The organism is Kitasatospora sp. NPDC059088 (genome assembly GCF_042738155.1).
Classification (GTDB): Bacteria; Actinomycetota; Actinomycetes; order Streptomycetales; family Streptomycetaceae; genus Kitasatospora.
The window spans coordinates 23568-40708 of the sequence record NZ_JBHYGR010000081.1 but is presented as its reverse complement, the minus strand read 5'-3'; the positions used below and the strand labels follow the sequence as shown (position 1 = coordinate 40708).

10 protein-coding genes are annotated in these 17141 nt (G+C 73.8%); 4 read left to right on the top strand and 6 right to left on the bottom strand.

Annotation, left to right across the window (positions count from 1 at the left end; translation table 11 throughout):
• Positions 1-217 precede the first annotated feature (217 nt).
• Both ACFWXO_RS29750 and glnA read right to left on the bottom strand, forming a co-directional pair.
• A complete protein-coding gene (locus tag ACFWXO_RS29750) occupies positions 218-3244 on the bottom strand; it encodes a bifunctional [glutamine synthetase] adenylyltransferase/[glutamine synthetase]-adenylyl-L-tyrosine phosphorylase (RefSeq protein WP_380527400.1) in 3027 nt (1008 codons plus the stop codon).
• Positions 3245-3435: 191 nt separating this feature from the next.
• Entirely contained in the window at positions 3436-4797 is a 1362-nt protein-coding gene (gene glnA, locus ACFWXO_RS29745) for a type I glutamate--ammonia ligase (protein ID WP_375892633.1), read from the bottom strand.
• A 174-nt stretch (positions 4798-4971) separates the two neighbouring features.
• On the opposite strand from glnA, the gene ACFWXO_RS29740 reads away from it, so the two are divergent.
• Positions 4972-6726: an NAD+ synthase gene (locus tag ACFWXO_RS29740; RefSeq protein ID WP_380527398.1), complete on the top strand. Its 1755-nt coding sequence runs from the start codon at positions 4972-4974 to the stop codon at positions 6724-6726.
• A 29-nt stretch (positions 6727-6755) separates the two neighbouring features.
• Here ACFWXO_RS29740 and ACFWXO_RS29735 read toward each other — a convergent pair whose 3' ends face one another.
• The 3 genes from ACFWXO_RS29735 to ACFWXO_RS29725 all read right to left on the bottom strand — a co-directional run bounded on the left by ACFWXO_RS29735 (position 6756) and on the right by ACFWXO_RS29725 (position 10412).
• Positions 6756-7799: an endonuclease/exonuclease/phosphatase family protein gene (locus ACFWXO_RS29735; protein WP_375892635.1), complete on the bottom strand. Its 1044-nt coding sequence runs from the start codon at positions 7797-7799 to the stop codon at positions 6756-6758.
• A gap of 196 nt (positions 7800-7995) precedes the next feature.
• Positions 7996-8625, bottom strand: a complete 630-nt coding sequence (locus ACFWXO_RS29730) for a TetR/AcrR family transcriptional regulator (protein ID WP_375892637.1) — start codon at positions 8623-8625, stop codon at positions 7996-7998.
• Between the two features lie 146 nt (positions 8626-8771).
• Positions 8772-10412 (bottom strand): MFS transporter, encoded by a 1641-nt coding sequence (locus ACFWXO_RS29725; protein ID WP_380527394.1) that lies wholly within the window; start codon positions 10410-10412, stop codon positions 8772-8774.
• 277 nt (positions 10413-10689) lie between these two features.
• On the opposite strand from ACFWXO_RS29725, the gene panB reads away from it, so the two are divergent.
• From panB to ACFWXO_RS29710, 3 genes are all read left to right on the top strand, one after another.
• Positions 10690-11559, top strand: coding sequence for a 3-methyl-2-oxobutanoate hydroxymethyltransferase (panB, locus tag ACFWXO_RS29720; RefSeq protein WP_380527392.1), 870 nt, complete (start codon positions 10690-10692; stop codon positions 11557-11559).
• Positions 11560-11696: 137 nt separating this feature from the next.
• Positions 11697-12722, top strand: a complete 1026-nt coding sequence (locus ACFWXO_RS29715) for an ATP-binding cassette domain-containing protein (protein WP_375892642.1) — start codon at positions 11697-11699, stop codon at positions 12720-12722.
• Positions 12719-13549, top strand: a complete 831-nt coding sequence (locus ACFWXO_RS29710; protein ID WP_380527390.1) for an ABC transporter permease — start codon at positions 12719-12721, stop codon at positions 13547-13549. The genes ACFWXO_RS29715 and ACFWXO_RS29710 overlap by 4 nt, the downstream gene beginning before the upstream one ends.
• 113 nt (positions 13550-13662) lie before the next feature.
• On the opposite strand, the gene ACFWXO_RS29705 is transcribed toward ACFWXO_RS29710, so the two are convergent.
• Positions 13663-17043 carry a BTAD domain-containing putative transcriptional regulator gene (locus ACFWXO_RS29705; protein WP_380527388.1) on the bottom strand — a complete coding sequence of 1127 codons (3381 nt, stop codon included), beginning with the start codon at positions 17041-17043 and terminating at the stop codon, positions 13663-13665.
• Positions 17044-17141 lie beyond the last annotated feature (98 nt).

Here is a 17141-nt window from a genome sequence, read left to right as displayed (position 1 = left end):
CGTCCAGTACGAGGCCGACTCGGGCGCACGCCCAGCCGGGCGCCCAACGCCGCGCGCTGATCTGCCAAGATCCGCCGGACAGGCCCTAGCCGACGGCCGAGGGACGAGGGACGAGCCACCAGGAGGGGCCCCTGATCCAGGGGCCCCTTTCGCGTACCCGCCGACCCCTCCCGATCGGCCTCGCGCGCTCCGGTCGGCTCCCGCGCTCCGGTCGGACTCAGGCCGACCCGTAGAACAGCCGGTCCACCACCGCCCGGGCCCGCCGGGTGGTGCGCCGGTAGTCGTCCACCAGCTCCCCGCTGTGCCCGGCGCCGTACCCGAGGTAGCGGGCCACCCCGGCCAGCTCCCGGGCCTCCCCGGGGAAGCTGTCCCCCGGCCGCCCGCGCACCAGCATCACCGCGGAGCGCACCCGGGAGGCCAGCACCCACGCCGCCTCCAGCACCTCCGCGTCGGCCGGCTCCACCAGCCCGGCCCCGACCGCCGCCGCCAGGGCGGCCCTGGTCCGGGTGGTCCGCAGGCCCGGCACCTCGTGCCCGTGCTGGAGCTGGAGCAGCTGCACCGTCCACTCCACGTCCGCCAGCCCGCCCCGGCCGATCTTGGTGTGGGTGGTCGGGTCGGCACCGCGCGGCAGCCGCTCGGCCTCGATCCGCGCCTTGATCCGGCGGATCTCCACCAGGTCCCGCTCCGGCACCCCGGTCCCCGGGTAGCGCAGCGGGTCGATCAGCTGCCGGAACCGCGCGCCCAGCTCCTCGTCCCCGGCCACCGGCTCGGCCCGCAGCAGCGCCTGGCTCTCCCAGGCGTGCGACCAGCGCCGGTAGTACGCCGCGTACGAGGCCAGGGTGCGCACCAGCGGGCCGCTGCGCCCCTCCGGCCGCAGGTCGGCGTCGACCAGCAGCGGCGGCTCGGTGGACGGCGCGGCCAGCAGGGTGCGCAGCTCGTTGCAGACCGCCTGGGCCGCCCGGGCCGCGTCCTGCTCCAGCGAGCCGAGCAGCGGCTCGTGGACGAAGAGCACGTCCGCGTCCGAGCCGTAGCCCAGCTCGTGCCCGCCGAAGCGGCCCATCGCGATCACCGCGATCCGGGTCGGCAGGTCCCCGTGCTCGGCCTCCCAGCCGGCCACGCAGGCGCGCAGCGCGCCCTGGAGGGTGGCGGCGTTGAGCGCGGTCAGCGCCTCCCCCGCGACGTCCAGCGCCTCGGCCGGGTCGTCGCCGAGCCGGCCCAGCACGTCCGCGGCGGCCGTCCGGAACAGCTCCCGGCGGCGCACCGAGCGGGCGGCGGCAACAGCGGCGGCGGCGGACCCGGCCCGGCCGACGGCGGCCAGTATCTCCGACTGGAGCGCCGCCCGGCCGCGCGGCACCGGGCCCTGCGGGTCGCCCAGCATGGCCACCGCCTCGGGGGCGCGCAGCAGCAGGTCGGGGGCGAGCCGGCCGGCCGACAGCACCCGGGCGAGCTGCTCGGCGGCGGCGCTCTCGTCCCGCAGCAGCCGCAGGTACCAGGGGGTGCGGCCGAGCGCGTCGGAGACCTGGCGGAAGTTGAGCAGTCCGGCGTCCGGGTCGGCCGACTCGGCGAACCAGCCGAGCAGCACCGGCAGCAGGGTGCGCTGGATCGCGGCCTTGCGGCTGACCCCGGAGGCGAGCGCGCTGATGTGCCGCAGCGCGGCGGCCGGGTCGGTGTAGCCGAGCGCCTCCAGCCGGGCCCGGGCCGCCTCCGGGGTCAACCCGGCCGCGCCGGGCGGCAGTTCGGCGACGGCGTCGAGCAGCGGCCGGTAGAACAGCTTCTCGTGCAGCCGCCGCACCTCCACCGCGTGCCGCTTCCACTCGCGCTGCAGCGCGGCCACCGGGTCGGAGCGGGTGTCGTCGTTGATCAGCGCGGCGAGCGAGCGGGCGAGCCGGCGCTGGTCCGCCTCGGCGGTGGGCATCAGGTGGGTGCGGCGCAGCCGGTGCAACTGGATGCGGTGCTCCAGCGAGCGCAGGAAGCGGTACGCGGTGTCCAGCGAGGCGGCGTCCGCCCGGCCGACGTACCCGCCGCGGGAGAGCGCGGCCAGCGCCTCCAGGGTGTTGCCGCTGCGCAGCGCCGGGTCGGTGCGGCCGTGCACCAGCTGGAGCAGCTGGACGGAGAACTCGACGTCGCGCAGCCCGCCCGGGCCGAGCTTGAGCTGGCGGTCGACCTCGGGGGCCGGGATGGAGTCGATCACCCGGCGGCGCATCTGCTGGACGTCGGTGACGAAGTTCTCCCGGGCGGCGGCCTGCCAGACCATCGGGGCGAGCGCCTCGACGTACGCGGCGCCGAGCTCGGCGTCCCCGGCGACCGGGCGGGCCTTGAGCAGGGCCTGGAACTCCCAGGTCTTGGCCCACCGCTGGTAGTAGGCGAGGTGGCTGGCCAGGGTGCGCACCAGCGGGCCGTTGCGGCCCTCCGGGCGCAGGTTGGCGTCCACCGGCCAGATGGTGCCCTCGCCGGTGGTGTCCGAGCAGAGCCGGGTGAGCGCGGCGGCCAGCCGGGTGGCGGCCTTGACGGCCGCGTGCTCGTCCACGCCCTCGCGCGGCTCGGCGACGAAGATGACGTCCACGTCGGAGACGTAGTTGAGTTCGCGGCCGCCGCACTTGCCCATCCCGATCACCGCGAGCCGGCAGGCCGCGGCGGCCTCCGGGTCCTGCTCGGCGACGAGGTCCAGGGCGGTCTGGAGGGTGGCGCCGGCCAGGTCGGCGAGTTCGGCGGCGGTCTGGGCGAGGTCGGTGGTGCCGGTGAGGTCGCGGGCGGCGATGGCCAGCAGGCAGCGCCGGTAGGCGATCCGCAGGGCGTTCTCGGGGCTGCGGCCGGCGCCCCGGACGCCCTCGGCGAGGGCGCGGCGGAAGTCCGCCGGGCCGGGGTGCATGTCGCGCAGTTCGAAGGTGACCAGCGCGTGCCAGTCGTGCGGGTGCCGGGCCAGGTGGTCGGCGAGCGCGGTGGAGACGCCGAGCACGCCGAGCAGCCGGTCGCGCAGCGGCTTGGAGGTGGTGAGGGTGTCCCGCAGGGTGTGCCGCTCGGCCTCGTCGGCGGCCTCCACCAGCCGGGCCAGGCCCAGCAGCGCGAGGTCGGGGTCGGCGGTGGCGCCGAGCGCGTCCAGCACCACCGGGTCGTCGGCCAGGCCCTCCAGCCCGGGGCCGTCCAGCAGCCGCACCGCCTTCGCGGGATCGGTGAACCCGCGCCGGACCAGCCTGATCTCGGGCCGGCTGACCCGGCTCCCGGCCCGCTGTTCCTCCACCGCCATCGGCCCCTCCATCCCGTCCGCCAAGGGGGCCCGCCCCCGCAGGCAGGTTACGCTCACCGGCGGCCCCGCGCCGGGCGTGACCACCGGGCGGACCGCCCCCGTGACGACGGCCCCGCCACGGCCCGGGCGGGCGACGGCGGGGCCGGAAGAGGTCGGAGCCGCAGCTCACCGCAGGTGCTCGGAGCGCCTGCTCAGAGCACCTGGAGGTTCTTCCGCAGCTCGAACGGGGTCACCTCGGAGCGGTACTCCTCCCACTCCTGGCGCTTGTTGCGCAGGAAGAAGTCGAAGACGTGCTCGCCCAGGGTCTCGGCGACCAGCTCGCTGCGCTGCATCAGGTCGATGGCCTCGCCGAGGTTCTGCGGCATCGGCTGGATGCCGAGGGCGCGGCGCTCGGAGTCGGTCAGCGCCCACACGTCGTCGTCGGCGCCGGGCGGGAGCTCGTAACCCTCCTCGATGCCCTTGAGGCCGGCCGCGAGGGTCACGGCGTAGGCGAGGTACGGGTTGCAGCCGGTGTCCAGGGAGCGGACCTCGATCCGGGTGGAGCCCTGCTTGCCCGGCTTGTACATCGGCACCCGGATCAGCGCCGAGCGGTTGTTGTGGCCCCAGCAGATGTACGAGGGGGCCTCGCCGCCGGCGCCGGCGGTGCGCTGGGAGCCGCCCCAGATCCGCTTGTAGGAGTTCACCCACTGGTTGGTGACGGCGGCCGTCTCGGCGGCGTGCCGCAGCAGGCCGGCGATGAACGAGCGGCCGACCTTGGAGAGCTGGTACTCGGCGCCGGACTCGTGGAAGGCGTTGCGGTCGCCCTCGAAGAGCGAGAGGTGGGTGTGCATGCCGCTGCCGGGGTGCTCGGAGAACGGCTTGGGCATGAAGCTCGCGTGCACGCCCTGCTCCAGCGCGACCTCCTTCATGACCAGGCGGAAGGTCATGATGTTGTCGGCGGTGGACAGCGCGTCGGCGTAGCGCAGGTCGATCTCCTGCTGGCCGGGGGCGCCCTCGTGGTGCGAGAACTCGACCGAGATGCCCATCGACTCCAGCATGGTGATGGCCTGTCGGCGGAAGTCGTGGCCCACCCCGCGCGGGGTGTGGTCGAAGTAGCCGGACTGGTCGGCCGGGATCGGCGCGGTGCCGTCACCGGGCAGGTTCTTCAACAGGAAGAACTCGATCTCGGGGTGGGTGTAGAAGGTGAAGCCCTGGTCGGAGGCCTTCTCCAGGGTGCGCTTGAGCACGAACCTGGGGTCGGCGTAGGAGGGCGAGCCGTCCGGCATCAGGATGTCGCAGAACATCCGCGCGGTGCCCGGGGTCTCCGAGCGCCACGGCAGGATCTGGAAGGTGGTCGGATCCGGCTTGGCGATCATGTCGGATTCGTACACCCGGGCGAATCCCTCGATCGCCGAGCCGTCGAAACCGATGCCCTCCTCGAAGGCCTGCTCCAACTCGGCCGGCGCCACCGCCACCGACTTGAGGAACCCGAGAACATCGGTGAACCACAGCCGGACGAACCGGATGTCACGCTCCTCGAGCGTCCGAAGCACGAACTGCTGCTGCTTGCCCATGGGGACAGTCTCACCTCTGCTCTTTACGCTCGTGTTACGCCCGGGAGGCACCCGGAAGACCTCGTCGAGCGGTTGCCCCCATCATGGCCGATCCCCGCGCGACACGGCAGGGCCGACCCCCGAGGAGTCGTCCCCACGGGACATTGCGTCAGTTAGACGATTAGACTTCGGACCATGCCCAATCTCCGTCTCGCCCTGAGCCAGATCGACCCCTGGGTCGGTGACCTCGCCCGCAACAGCGAAGAGGTGGTGCGCTGGACCAAGCAGGCCGTGGAGGCCGGTGCCCAGCTGGTCGCGTTCCCCGAGATGGCCCTGACCGGCTACCCGGTCGAGGACCTCGCACTGCGCGGCTCCTTCGTCGAGGCCTCGCGCGGCGCCCTGGTGGAGCTGGCCGGCCGGCTGGCCGACGACGGGCTGGGCGAGGTGCCGGTGGTGGTCGGCTACCTCGGGCGCTCCGACCACCCCTCGCCGCGCTTCAACCGCCCCGCCGGGTCGCCGCAGAACTGCGCCGCGGTGCTGCACCGGGGCGAGGTGCTCACCCGCTTCGCCAAGCACCACCTGCCCAACTACGGCGTGTTCGACGAGTACCGCTGGTTCGTCCCCGGCGACCAGCTGCCGGTGCTGCGGCTGCACGGGGTGGACGTCGCCCTGGCGATCTGCGAGGACATCTGGCAGGACGGCGGCCGGGTCACCGCCGCCCGCGAGGCCGGGGCCGGCCTGCTGCTGGTCGTCAACGGCTCGCCGTACGAACGGAACAAGGACGACCAGCGGCTGGAGCTGGTGCAGCGCCGCGCCGCCGAGGCGGGCTGCACCCTGGCGTACGTCAACATGGTCGGCGGCCAGGACGAGCTGGTCTTCGACGGCGACTCGATCGTGGTCGGCGCGGACGGCGAAGTCCTGGCCCGCGCACCGCAGTTCGAGGAACACCTGGTGCTGCTGGACCTCGACCTGCCGGCCGCCGGCAGCGACCACACCGACGGCCTGCTGCTCAGCGACGGGCTGCACCTGGTCCGCACCGAACTGAGCGACGAGCCGGCCCCGGTGCCCGCCGGCCGGCCCGCCGCCGACATCGCGCCCCGGCTGTCCGACGAGGCCGAGATCTGGGCCGCGCTGGTCTCCGGCACCCGGGCGTACGTGGTCAAGAACGGCTTCCGCTCGGTGCTGATCGGCCTCTCCGGCGGCATCGACTCGGCCCTGGTGGCCGCGATCGCGGTGGACGCGCTCGGCGCCGACCACGTGCACTGCGTCTCGATGCCCAGCCGCTACTCCTCCCAGCACTCCCGGGACGACGCGGCCGAACTGGCCCGCCGCACCGGGCTGCACTTCCGGACCGTCTCCATCGCCCCGATGTTCGACGCCTACCTGGGCGCCACCGAGCTGACCGGCCTGGCCGAGGAGAACCTCCAGTCCCGGCTGCGCGGCACCCTGCTGATGGCGATCTCCAACCAGGAGGGGCACATCGTGCTCGCGCCCGGCAACAAGAGCGAGCTGGCGGTCGGCTACTCCACCCTGTACGGCGACTCGGTGGGCGCCTACGGCCCGATCAAGGACGTCTACAAGTCACTGGTCTTCCGCCTCGCCCGCTGGCGCAACGAGGAGGCCGAGCGGCGCGGCGAGGTGCCGCCGATCCCGGAGAACACCATCAGCAAGCCGCCGTCCGCCGAACTGCGGCCGGACCAGGTGGACGCCGACTCGCTGCCCGACTACGACCTGCTGGACAGCGTGCTGGAGCGCTACATCGAGGGCGACGAGGGCCGGGACGCGATCGTCGCGGCGGGCTTCGACCCGGCCGTGGTGGACCGGGTGGTCCGGCTGGTCGACACCGCCGAGTACAAGCGGCGCCAGTACCCGCCGGGCCCGAAGACCTCGGTGAAGAACTTCGGCCGCGACCGCCGGCTGCCGATCACCAACCGCTGGCGGCGCGGCTGACCGGGCGGCTAGGGCGTGTCTGACACGCCCTAGTTGTAGGTGAAGGCGGCGGCCACCGCGAGGTGGTCGCTGCCGTCCCGGGGCAGGGTGCGGGAGTCCACCGGCCGGAGCCCGCCCTTGCTCATGATCTGGTCGATCCGCGCCATCGGGAACGCCGCGGGCCAGCTGAACCCGAAGCCGTCCCCGGCCGCGCCCTGGGCCGAGCGCATCTGCGAGGTGACCGGCGCCAGGCTGCGGTCGTTCATGGTGCCGTTGAGGTCGCCGAGCAGCAGGACCTTCTTCACCGGCTCGGCCTGCACGGCGTCGCCGAGCGCCTGGGCGCTGATGTCCCGCTGGTGGACGGTGAACCCGCCCTCGGCCTTGAGCCGGACGGACGGCAGGTGGGCGACGTACACCGCGAGCGGGCCCTGCGGGGTGGTGACCTGGGCCCGGAACGCCCTGGTCCAGCCCATCCTCAGGTCCACCGGGGTGACCCCGTCGATCGGGTACTTCGACCAGAGCCCGACCGTCCCCTCCACGGAGTGGTACGGGTACGCCGCGGCGAGCCCGGTCTCGTACTCCCGCAGCTGGCTGCCGGCCAGCTCCTGGAGGGCGACGATCTGGGCGTTCGAGGCCACCAGGCCGCGGATGGTGCCCGGCACGTCGGTGTTGCCCGCGGCGACGTTGTGGCTGACCACCGTCCAGTCGCCCTTGCCGCCGCTCTTGTCGGACAGCAGCCCGCCGAACAGGTTGACCCACAGCACGGCGGGCACCAGCAGGGCGATCAGGGCGGTGGCGGAGCGGCGCAGCAGCGCGGGCACCAGCAGCACCGGGACCGCCAGCCCCACCCAGGGCAGGAAGGTCTCCAGCAGGCTGCCGAGGTTGCCGACGCTGTTCGGCACCCGGGCGTGGAAGCCCAGCAGCACGGCGGTGAGCAGGGCCAGCAGGGCGATCAGCAGTCCGCGCCGCCAGGTGCCGCTGCCGCGGGCGTCCCGGCCCCAGTGCCGCAGGCCGAGGAAGCCGCCGCTGCGGCCGGCGTCCGCGCCCGCACCGCCACGGGACGTGGTCCGTTCGGTGCTGTCCGCCTGCGCCATGCCGTGGCTCCCGTCGCTCGTGCCGTCGCCGGTCCGTCGTCCGGTCCGTGGGGGTACGGGCGCGGTGCCGGACTGGTGCCGGTTTGATCGGTGACCCGGCTCAGCCTATGCCGGGACAGACGCGCGGCCCCGGGAGCGGGTTCCGGCGTGGCCCGCTTTGGTGAGCCAGGCCACGTCGGACACGAAGGAGTGAACCTCAGCGCCGCGCGATGCCGTCGAGCACGGAGTCGACCAGCTGGCGGGACAGGTCCGGGTCCTCCAGGTCGGTGTCGTCCGAGAGGACGCTGCGGTAGAGGATCGGCCCCATCAGCAGGTCGCCGAGCAGCTCCACGTCGAGGTCGTCGCGGATCAGGCCCTCGGCGACGGCCCGCCGGATCGCGAGGATCCCGACCTCGCGGCGCGGCTTGATCACCCGCTCCCGGTAGGCGTTGTGCAGCTCCGGCAGGGCCTGCATCTGGCCGAGCGTCGCCTTGAGCACCCAGCGGGTGCGCTTGGCCAGGCCCCGCCGGCGGATGTAGTCGACCATCGCGATCAGGTCCTCGCGGGCGCCGGCGCCGGTGGGGGCCGGGATCGGCTCCTCCAGCCGGCTGACCAGGTCGACCAGCAGGGCCTCCTTGTTGGGCCAGCGCCGGTAGATGGTCGCCTTGCCGACGCCGGCGGCGGTGGCGATGCCCTCGATGGTGAGTTCGGACAGCGCCTTGCCGTCGGCCATCAGGTCCTCGACGGCGGTGAAGATGGCCTGCTCGGCGGCCTCGCTGCGGGGCCGGCCGCGGCGTACCGCCGCGCAGGCCTGCCCGGTGTCGGCGCTCGGCGTGTCCGTCCTCATCCCCGCTGCCTCTCGCTCGCTGGTCCCGGGCGCGCGGGCGCCGCGGTGGGTCCGTCGGTCCGGGCCGGGCGACCCCGTCCAGGACCTGGACCCTGCGGGTGGGGGGCACCGACCGGCAGGGCCATTGTCGCTCAGCCGTCCGCAGGTCAGGCGGCCGCGGCCGCCCGGGGCTGGTCCTGCTGCCCGGGAACCTGCCCGCCCGGACCGCCGGGGACACCCGCGGGGGCGGCGGTGCGGCGCGGGAGCAGGAACCAGGCGACCAGCGCGCCGACCAGCGAGATGCCGACCGAGAGCGAGGCCACCACGTGCATGGCGTGGATGAAGGCGTCGTTCGCCGGGCCGATCAGCCCGTCGGCCAGGCCGCCGGGGACGTGCTCGACGAAGGCCCGGGTGGACTCCAGCGACTCGGCGGCCCGGTCCAGGTTGGCCCCGGCCTTCTCCTGCACGGCCTGGGGCAGCTGGTGCAGCGGGCCGGTCATCCCGTCGCGGTAGACGGTGGAGAGCACCGCGCCGAGCACGGCGACCCCGAGCGAGCCGCCGACCTGGCGGAAGGTGTTGTTGACGGCCGAGCCGGCGCCGGCCTTCTCGCGGGGCAGCGAGCCCATGATCGCGACGGTGACCGGCGGCATGACGTGGGCCATCCCGGCGCCCATCACCAGGCCGAGCACGACCAGCACCCAGATCGGGGTCGTCGCGGTCAGCACGGTGTAGCCGAGGAAGCCGAGCGCGACCAGCACCATGCCGCCCGCGGCCGTGGCGGCGACCCCGAGGCGCTCGACCACCAGCCGGGCCCGGGGGGCGAACAGCAGCTGGGCGGCGGCCAGCGGGAGCATCAGCACGCCGGCCTGGAGGGCGCTGTAGCCGCGCACGCTCTGGGTGTAGAAGACGCCGAAGAAGGAGACGCCCATCAGCGCGAAGAAGATCACCGCGACGACCACCACCGAGGCGCTGAACACCTTGTTGCGGAACCAGGTGACGTCCAGCGCGGGGAACTGCGTGCGGCGCTCGAACCAGACGAAGGCGGCCAGCGCGAGCACGCCCAGCAGGGTCGGGCCCCAGGCCGCGAACGCGGTGAAGTCGGCCAGCTCGCCGCCCTTGATGATGCCGTAGATCAGCGCGACCAGGCCGATGACCGACAGCAGCACGCCGACCGGGTCCATCCGGCCCGGGTTCGGGTCCTTGGACTCGGGGACCAGGACGGCCATCGCGATCAGCGCGACGATCACGATCGGCACGTTGACCAGGAAGACCGAGCCCCACCAGAAGTGCTCGATCAGCACGCCGCCGGTGATCGGGCCGATGGCGATGGCCAGGCCGACCGCGCCGGCCCAGATGCCGATCGCCTTGGGCTGCTCCTCGCGCTCGAAGACGTTCATGATGATCGCCAGCGTGGCGGGCATCGCGAGGGCGCCGCCGACGCCCATCAGGGCGCGGTAGCCGATCAGCTCGCCGGGCGAGGCGGCCATCGAGGACAGCAGCGAGGCGATCCCGAAGACCACCATGCCGCCGAGCAGGGCGCGCTTGCGGCCGAAGCGGTCGCCGAGCAGGCCCGAGGTGAAGAGCAGCCCGGCGAACACCAGGGTGTACGAGTTGATCGCCCATTCCAGGTCGCTCTGGGTGGCGCCCAGTCCGACCGGGGCGGGGGTCGCGATGGTCTTCATCGCGACGTTGAGGATCGAGTTGTCGAGCACGACGACGAGCAGGGCGAGCACCAGGGTGCCCAGGATCGCCCAGCGCCGGCGGTGGATGGCTTCCGGCACGCGGGGTGGCGCGGCTGCGGTGGTCATTGGTCTTCCCGTCCGTGTTGGCGTGGCACTGGCGGGCATTTGCGAGCCGCTTGCGTCTCGTAACCCCCTGGACCAGAGTAGCGGCCAATACGATACGAGACGAGTCCGTTTCGTAAAATGGAAGCAAAGCCCGAGGGACGCGAGGGGCCGGTGTGGCGTGGATCGCACCCTGCCGACCGCACCCCTCTTTGCGCTCACGCCGGGGCGTGCAAGCATGGAGGTGATCCGGGGACGCCGTACGGCGCCACGAGACGACAACCCTTCAGGAGTCCGTTCGATGAACGCTTCTTCGCCTTCGCCTGCCCAGAACCAGGCGTCGACCGCCGGCCTCTACGGCGGGGTCACCAACCGCCGCGTCACCGTCCGCGACCTCGCCACCGCCAAGCAGCGCGGCGAGAGGTGGGCGATGCTCACCGCCTACGACGCCCTCACCGCGGGCGTGTTCGACGAGGCCGGGATCCCCGTCCTGCTCGTCGGCGACTCGGCCGGCAACTGCCACCTCGGCTACGAGACCACCGTGCCGGTGACCATGGATCAGATGGTGATGCTCTCCGCCGCCGTCGTCCGCGGCACCCAGCGCGCCATGATCGTCGCCGACCTGCCGTTCGGCTCCTACCAGGAGTCGCCCGCCCAGGCCATGCACAACGCGGCCCGGCTGATGAAGGAGGCCGGGGTCGGCGCGGTCAAGCTGGAGGGCGGCGAGCGCAGCGCCCGCTCCATCGAGCTGCTGGTCGAGGCCGGCGTCCCGGTGATGGCCCACATCGGCCTCACCCCGCAGTCGGTGCACGCCCTCGGCGGCTACCCCGTCCAGGGCCGCGGCGACGAGGCCGCCCACCAGCTGCTCCGCGACGCCAAGGCCGTCCAGCAGTCCGGCGCCTTCTCCGTGGTGCTGGAGGCCGTCCCGGCCGAGCTGGCCGCCCAGGTCACCGAGCAGCTGGCGATCCCCACCGTCGGCATCGGCGGCGGCCCGGAGACCGACGCCCAGGTGCTGGTCTGGACCGACATGGCCGGCATGACCGCGGGCCGGGTGCCCAAGTTCGTCAAGAAGTACGCGAACCTGCGCGGCGTCCTCGGCGACGCCGCCCGCGAGTTCGCCGAGGAGGTCCGCACCGGGGCCTTCCCGGCCGCGGAGCACAGCTTCCACTGACGGACGGCTCCCCCGCCCCTGCTCCGAGCCGCTCGGAGCAGGGGCGCTGTCATGCCGCCGAGGGCCGTGACAGCGGGCTGACAGCCGGGGCGGGCGGGCGACAGGGGGCTGACAGCCGGGGCGGACAACCTGGGGGCATGACAGGAATCGCGACCGCCCCGAACACGCGGGGAACAGCCGGGAACGCCGTCGAGGTCCACGGCATCGTCAAGCACTTCGGCACCACCAAGGCCCTCGACGGCGTCGACCTCACCGTCCGCGAAGGCACCGTCCTCGCCCTGCTCGGCCCCAACGGCGCCGGCAAGACCACCCTGGTGCGGGTCCTCTCCACGCTGATCAAGCCGGACGCCGGCAGCGCGTTCGTCGGCGGCTACGACGTCCTGCGCCAGCCCAAGCAACTGCGTCGCACCATCGGCCTGACCGGCCAGTACGCCTCCGTGGACGAGCTGCTCTCCGGCTACGAGAACCTCTACCTGATCGGCCGGCTGCTCGACCTCCCCAGCCGGGAGGCCAAGGCCCGGGCCGCCGAGCTGCTGGAGCGCTTCTCGCTCACCGACGCCGCCAAGCGGATCGCCAAGACCTACTCCGGCGGCATGCGCCGGCGCCTCGACCTGGCCGCCAGCATGATGGGCCGCCCCCGGGTGCTCTACCTGGACGAGCCCACCACCGGCCTGGACCCGCGCACCCGCAACGAGGTCTGGGACGAGGTGCAGCGGATGGTCGCCGAGGGCAGCACCGTGCTGCTGACCACCCAGTACATGGAGGAGGCCGAGCAGCTCGCCGACGAGCTGACCGTCATCGACCGGGGCAAGGTGATCGCCGCCGGCGGCGTAGCCGAGCTCAAGGCCAAGGTCGGCGGCCAGATCCTCCAGGTCCGCCCCGCCCACCCGGCCGAACTGCCGGAGATGGCCCGCTGCCTGCACGAGAACGGCGTCGCCTCCGCCACCTTCTCCCCCGACGACGGCCTGCTCGCGGTGCCGCTCACCGGCGAGGAGCAGCTCACCGCCGTGATCGGGGTGCTCGGCGGCCGCGGCTTCGCGATCGCCGGCATCGACACCAAGGTCCCCAGCCTGGACGAGGTCTTCCTCGCCATCACCGGCAAGCCCGCCGCCGACGCGACCGCCGCGGCCGCCGACGCCCTCGTCAAGGAGCCCGTCGCATGACCACCGCCACCCTCACCCCCGCCGCGCTCCGGGACCCGGCGGCCGACGAGACCCGGATCGGCCCGGCCGCCACCCTGCGCCACATCGGCGCACTGACCCGCCGCAACCTGATGCGGATCAAGGCCGACCCGGAGTCGATGTTCGACGCCGTGCTGATGCCGATCGTCTTCACCGTGCTGTTCGTCTACGTCTTCGGCGGCGCCATGATGGGCGGCGACCAGGACAAGTACAAGCAGTTCATGATCCCCGGGCTGCTCGGACAGACCGGCATGACGCTGGCGCTGGCCGTCGGCACCGGCCTGAACACCGACTTCCAGAGCGGGGTGATGGACCGCTTCCGGACCCTGCCGATCGGCCGGGCCTCCGTCCTGCTCTCCAAGATCGTGGCGGAGACGCTGCGGGCCCTGCTCTCCTCGCTGATCCTGCTGACCTTCGCCTTCATCCTCGGCTTCGAGCTCAGGACCGGCGTTCCGGAGCTGCTGGCCGCGGTCGGCCTGTCGCTGGTGTTCGGCATGTCGATCGTCTGGATCTCGATGCTGCTGGGCATGTCGATGAAGAGCGCCCAGGCCGTCCAGGGCGTCTCCATGCTGGTCCTGATGCCGATGCAGTTCGGCAGCTCGATCTTCGCCCCGACCAGCACCATGCCGGGCTGGCTCCAGGCCTTCACCAAGGTCAACCCGCTGTCCGCACTGGCCGACGCCTCCCGTGCGCTGCTCAACGGGGAGGGGGCGGTGGCCCACCCGGTGATGATCGTGCTGATCTGGTCCGCCGCCTCGACCGCGATCTTCGCCCCGCTCGCGGTGGCCCGCTTCCGCAAGCGGACCTGAGCGGGCCGGGGACGAGGGCCGGGCGGCGACCGTGGACAGGACGCCGCCCGGGACGAACGGGCGGTCGGCCGGTGACCAGGGGACGGGCACCGGGCGACCGCCCTCCGGGCGTCTCAGGCGAGCAGCTCGGACAGCATCGCCTGGGTCTGCTCCGGAGCCATCGCCTCGCCCACGGCGTACGCCGCCTCGTACGCGGCGTCGCCCAGCAGCCCCCGCAGGGCGGCGGACGACCGCTCCCGCTCCACCTTGTCCAGGTAGCCGCCCTTGGGACCGTTCAGCCCCTTGTGCGCGCCGAGCAGCACCACCGCCCGCCGGGCCCGCTCCAGGTCGCCGTCCCGCTCCGCGAAGGAGCGCAGCACGCCGATCACGGCCGGCACCACCATGACCGTCATCTGCTCGGCGAAACCGGCCGCCATGGTCACCGAGAGGAGCATCCGACGACCCTCGCACAGCAGGGCGAGCCCCGCGTCCGGATCCCCGGCCCGAGCCGTGATCCAGCCCCGGGTGCTGACCAGCAGCCCGCCCACGACACCCGGCATGAAGCCGCCCATGCCGACCCCCTCCAGCGCGTCCAGCCCGTCCAGGGCCTGCTGGAAGTCGCCGCGCTGGGCGTGGAGGCCGCTGAGCGTCAGGTGGCCGATCAGCAGGGCACCGGTGGTGGACTCGTTGAGGCCCGTGCCGTCGATGGCGGCCAGCGCCTCCCGGACGATCCGCTCCCCGCGCTCCGTGTCCTGCTCCAGCAGGGCGCTGCCCAGGCTCACCCGCAGCATCGGCACCTCGTGCGGCGCGCCCAGCTCCTCGGCCAGCCGGATCGCCCGCTCGTACGCGTCGGCGGCGCCCCGGGAGTCACCCCGGATGGCCAGCGACTCACCGCGCACCGCCAGCGCCTGGGACACCCCCCAGAGGTCACCGGCCTCCTCGAACAGCTCCAGGGCGCGCAGACCGTCCCGGACGCCCTGCTCCTCGCCGTCCGGCCAGTCGTTCAGCATCCTGGCCCGGACCTGGAGGGCGAACGCCAGGTCGTACGGGTCGCCGTACAGCTCGCAGCCCCGGACCGCGTCGTCCAGCAGGCTCTTCATCAGCTCCAGGCGGCCGGCCAGGAAGGCCGCGAACACCCGCATCAGCGCCGGGAACCGGTAGGCCTGCGGCAGCTCGGTGGTGTAGGTGTCCAGCAGCCGCTCCGCCGTCCGGACCGCACCGGCGTCGCCCAGGATGTCCAGGTTCCCCTCGAACATCCCGAGCAGCAGGAACATCGCGACCAGCCGGCGGGCCTCCTCGACCACCCCGTCGGGCATCGGCAGGTCGTACGAGAGCACGTTGTGCTCCAGCGGCACCGGCGCCGGGGCGTCCGGGCCGAACGGGTCCGGGCCGAGCGCGGCGATCGCGGTGTACCAGCCGCGGGCCTCCAGGCTGTAGCCGCGCAGCGACCAGTACCAGCCCAGGCCGACGGCGATGACCAGCGCCTGCTGCTCGTCCGCGAGGTCGATCGCCCGGCGCAACGCCGCCCGGATGTTGTCCTGCTCCCGGTCCAGCACCGTCAGCCAGTGCAGCTGCCGCGGGCCGTGGATGTTCTGGTCGGCGGTGGCGACCAGCGCGCGGAAGTGCGCCAGGTGGCGGGCGCCGGTGGCGTCGCGCTCGGCGGCGGACTCGGCGAGCCGCTCGGTGGCGTACTCGTGGATGGTCTCCAGCATCCGGTAGCGCGGCTGGACGCCGTCGTCGGCCAGATCGGCCACCAGCAGGGACTTGTCGACCAGGGAGAGCAGCAGGTCGGCGACCTCCACGGCGACCACCTCGGTGCCGTCGGCGCAGATCGGCTCGGCGTCCTCCAGCTGCCAGCCGCCCGCGAACACCGAGAGCCGGCGCAGCACCGCCCGCTCCCGCTTGCCCAGCAGCTCCCAGCTCCAGTCGACCACCGCGCGCAGCGTCTGCTGGCGCGGCAGCAGGGTGCGGCTGCCGGCCGTGAGCAGGGCGAAGCGGCCGTCCAGGCGGTCGGCGATCTGCCGGGCCGTCATCACCCGCAGCCGGGCGGCGGCCAGTTCGATGGCCAGCGGCAGGCCGTCCAGCCGACGGCAGATCTCGGCGCAGGCCTCCGGGTCGCTCTGCGGGTCGAAGCCCGGACGGGCGGCCGCCGCCCGCTCGGTGAGCAGCCGCAGCGCCACCGGGTCGGGCAGCGGCTCGACCGGCACGACGGTCTCCCCGGGGACGCCGAGCGGCTCACGGCTGGTGGCGACCACGGTCAGCCCGGGGCACTCGGCGAGCAGCGTGTCCACCAGATCGGCGGCGGCCTGGATCAGGTGCTCACAGTTGTCCAGGACCAGCAGCATCCGGCGCTGGCCGCAGTACTCGACCAGCCGGCGCACCGGGTCCTGGGCGCGCTTCTCCATCACCTCGGCGACCATGCTGCTGGCGTGCAGCACGATCTCGCGCATCCCGAGCGCGGAGACCACGGCGGCCGGAACGGCCTCCGGGCTCTCCAGCGGGGCGAGTTCGGCCAGCCAGACGCCGTCCGGCCAGTGCCCGGCGGACTGTTCGGCGCGACCGGCCTCGACCGACAGCCGGGTCTTGCCGGAGCCGCCCGGACCGGTCAGGGTGACCAGCCGGCTCGTCGCCACCAGGCCGCGCAGGGCGGTGAGATCGCCCTCCCGGCCGACGAAGCTGGTCAGCCGGCCGCGCAGGTTCCCGGTGGCGCGCGGGAGTTGGGGCGCCGGGGCCAGGAGCTGCGGCTCGTGCGGTCGGACCGGGGCGGCGACCGGGGGCGCTGCCGGGGTCGGGGTCGGCTCGGCCGAGCTGAGCAACTCGGCGTAGTAGTCCCGGAGTTGACGGCCGGGGTCGACGCCGAGCTCGTCCGCCAGGGCGCGCCGGGTGCGCTCGTAGTGGCGCAGCGCCTCGGCGGTACGGCCGCTCCCGTGCAGCGCCCGCAGCATCAGCAGCTGCAAGGGCTCGTCCAGCGGCTGCCGTTCGCAGAGCTCGGCCAGTTCGGCGACCAGCTCGGCGGCCCGGCCCAGGCCGAGGTCCGCGGTTATCCGGTGCCGGCGGGCCTCGTCCCGCTGGGCCTCCAGCCGGGCGGCCGCGGCGGCGCGGTCGGGCAGATCGGCGAGCGCGGGACCGCGCCACAGCGCCAGGGCGGCGCGCAGCCGCTCGGCGGCCAGCGCGCTGTCACCGGCGTCGAGGGCGTGCCGGCCCTCGGTGCTCAGCCGCTGGAAGTCGGCGAGGTCGGTGGCCGGCTCGGCCAGCCAGTACCCGGCCGGCCCGGAGCCGACCCGCTCCCGGCCGATGGTGCGGCGCAGCCGGCCGACCAGGGTCTGCAGGGCCGCGGAGGAGTCCTGCGGTGGCTCGGCGTCCCACACCTCGTCCACCAGCAGGTCGGCCGGGACCGGCCGGCCCTGCCGCAGGGCCAGCGCGGTGAGCAGCGCCCGCAGCCGGGCCCCGCCGAGCGGGACCGGCGTGCCGTCGTCGTGGTGGGCCGTGGTGGTACCGAGGATGCCGTAGTGCACCGGACCATTCTGGTCGATGGACGGCGGCGCGGCCGCACAATTGTGCCGTCCCCTCCCCGGCCCCGGGGCGCGTCGGAACCGGACGCCTCCCCTCGGAC

What these genes read in the sequence shown, in the direction of transcription:
- ACFWXO_RS29715 (WP_375892642.1), top strand. Translation starts at nt 11,697, where the DNA reads ATGACAGGAATCGCGACCGCCCCGAACACGCGGGGAACAGCCGGGAAC.
- ACFWXO_RS29740 (WP_380527398.1), top strand. Translation starts at nt 4,972, where the DNA reads ATGCCCAATCTCCGTCTCGCCCTGAGCCAGATCGACCCCTGGGTCGGT.
- ACFWXO_RS29710 (WP_380527390.1), top strand. Translation starts at nt 12,719, where the DNA reads ATGACCACCGCCACCCTCACCCCCGCCGCGCTCCGGGACCCGGCGGCC.
- ACFWXO_RS29735 (WP_375892635.1), bottom strand. Translation starts at nt 7,799, where the DNA reads ATGGCGCAGGCGGACAGCACCGAACGGACCACGTCCCGTGGCGGTGCG.
- ACFWXO_RS29725 (WP_380527394.1), bottom strand. Translation starts at nt 10,412, where the DNA reads ATGACCACCGCAGCCGCGCCACCCCGCGTGCCGGAAGCCATCCACCGC.
- panB (WP_380527392.1), top strand. Translation starts at nt 10,690, where the DNA reads ATGAACGCTTCTTCGCCTTCGCCTGCCCAGAACCAGGCGTCGACCGCC.
- ACFWXO_RS29730 (WP_375892637.1), bottom strand. Translation starts at nt 8,625, where the DNA reads ATGAGGACGGACACGCCGAGCGCCGACACCGGGCAGGCCTGCGCGGCG.
- ACFWXO_RS29750 (WP_380527400.1), bottom strand. Translation starts at nt 3,244, where the DNA reads ATGGCGGTGGAGGAACAGCGGGCCGGGAGCCGGGTCAGCCGGCCCGAG.
- glnA (WP_375892633.1), bottom strand. Translation starts at nt 4,797, where the DNA reads ATGGGCAAGCAGCAGCAGTTCGTGCTTCGGACGCTCGAGGAGCGTGAC.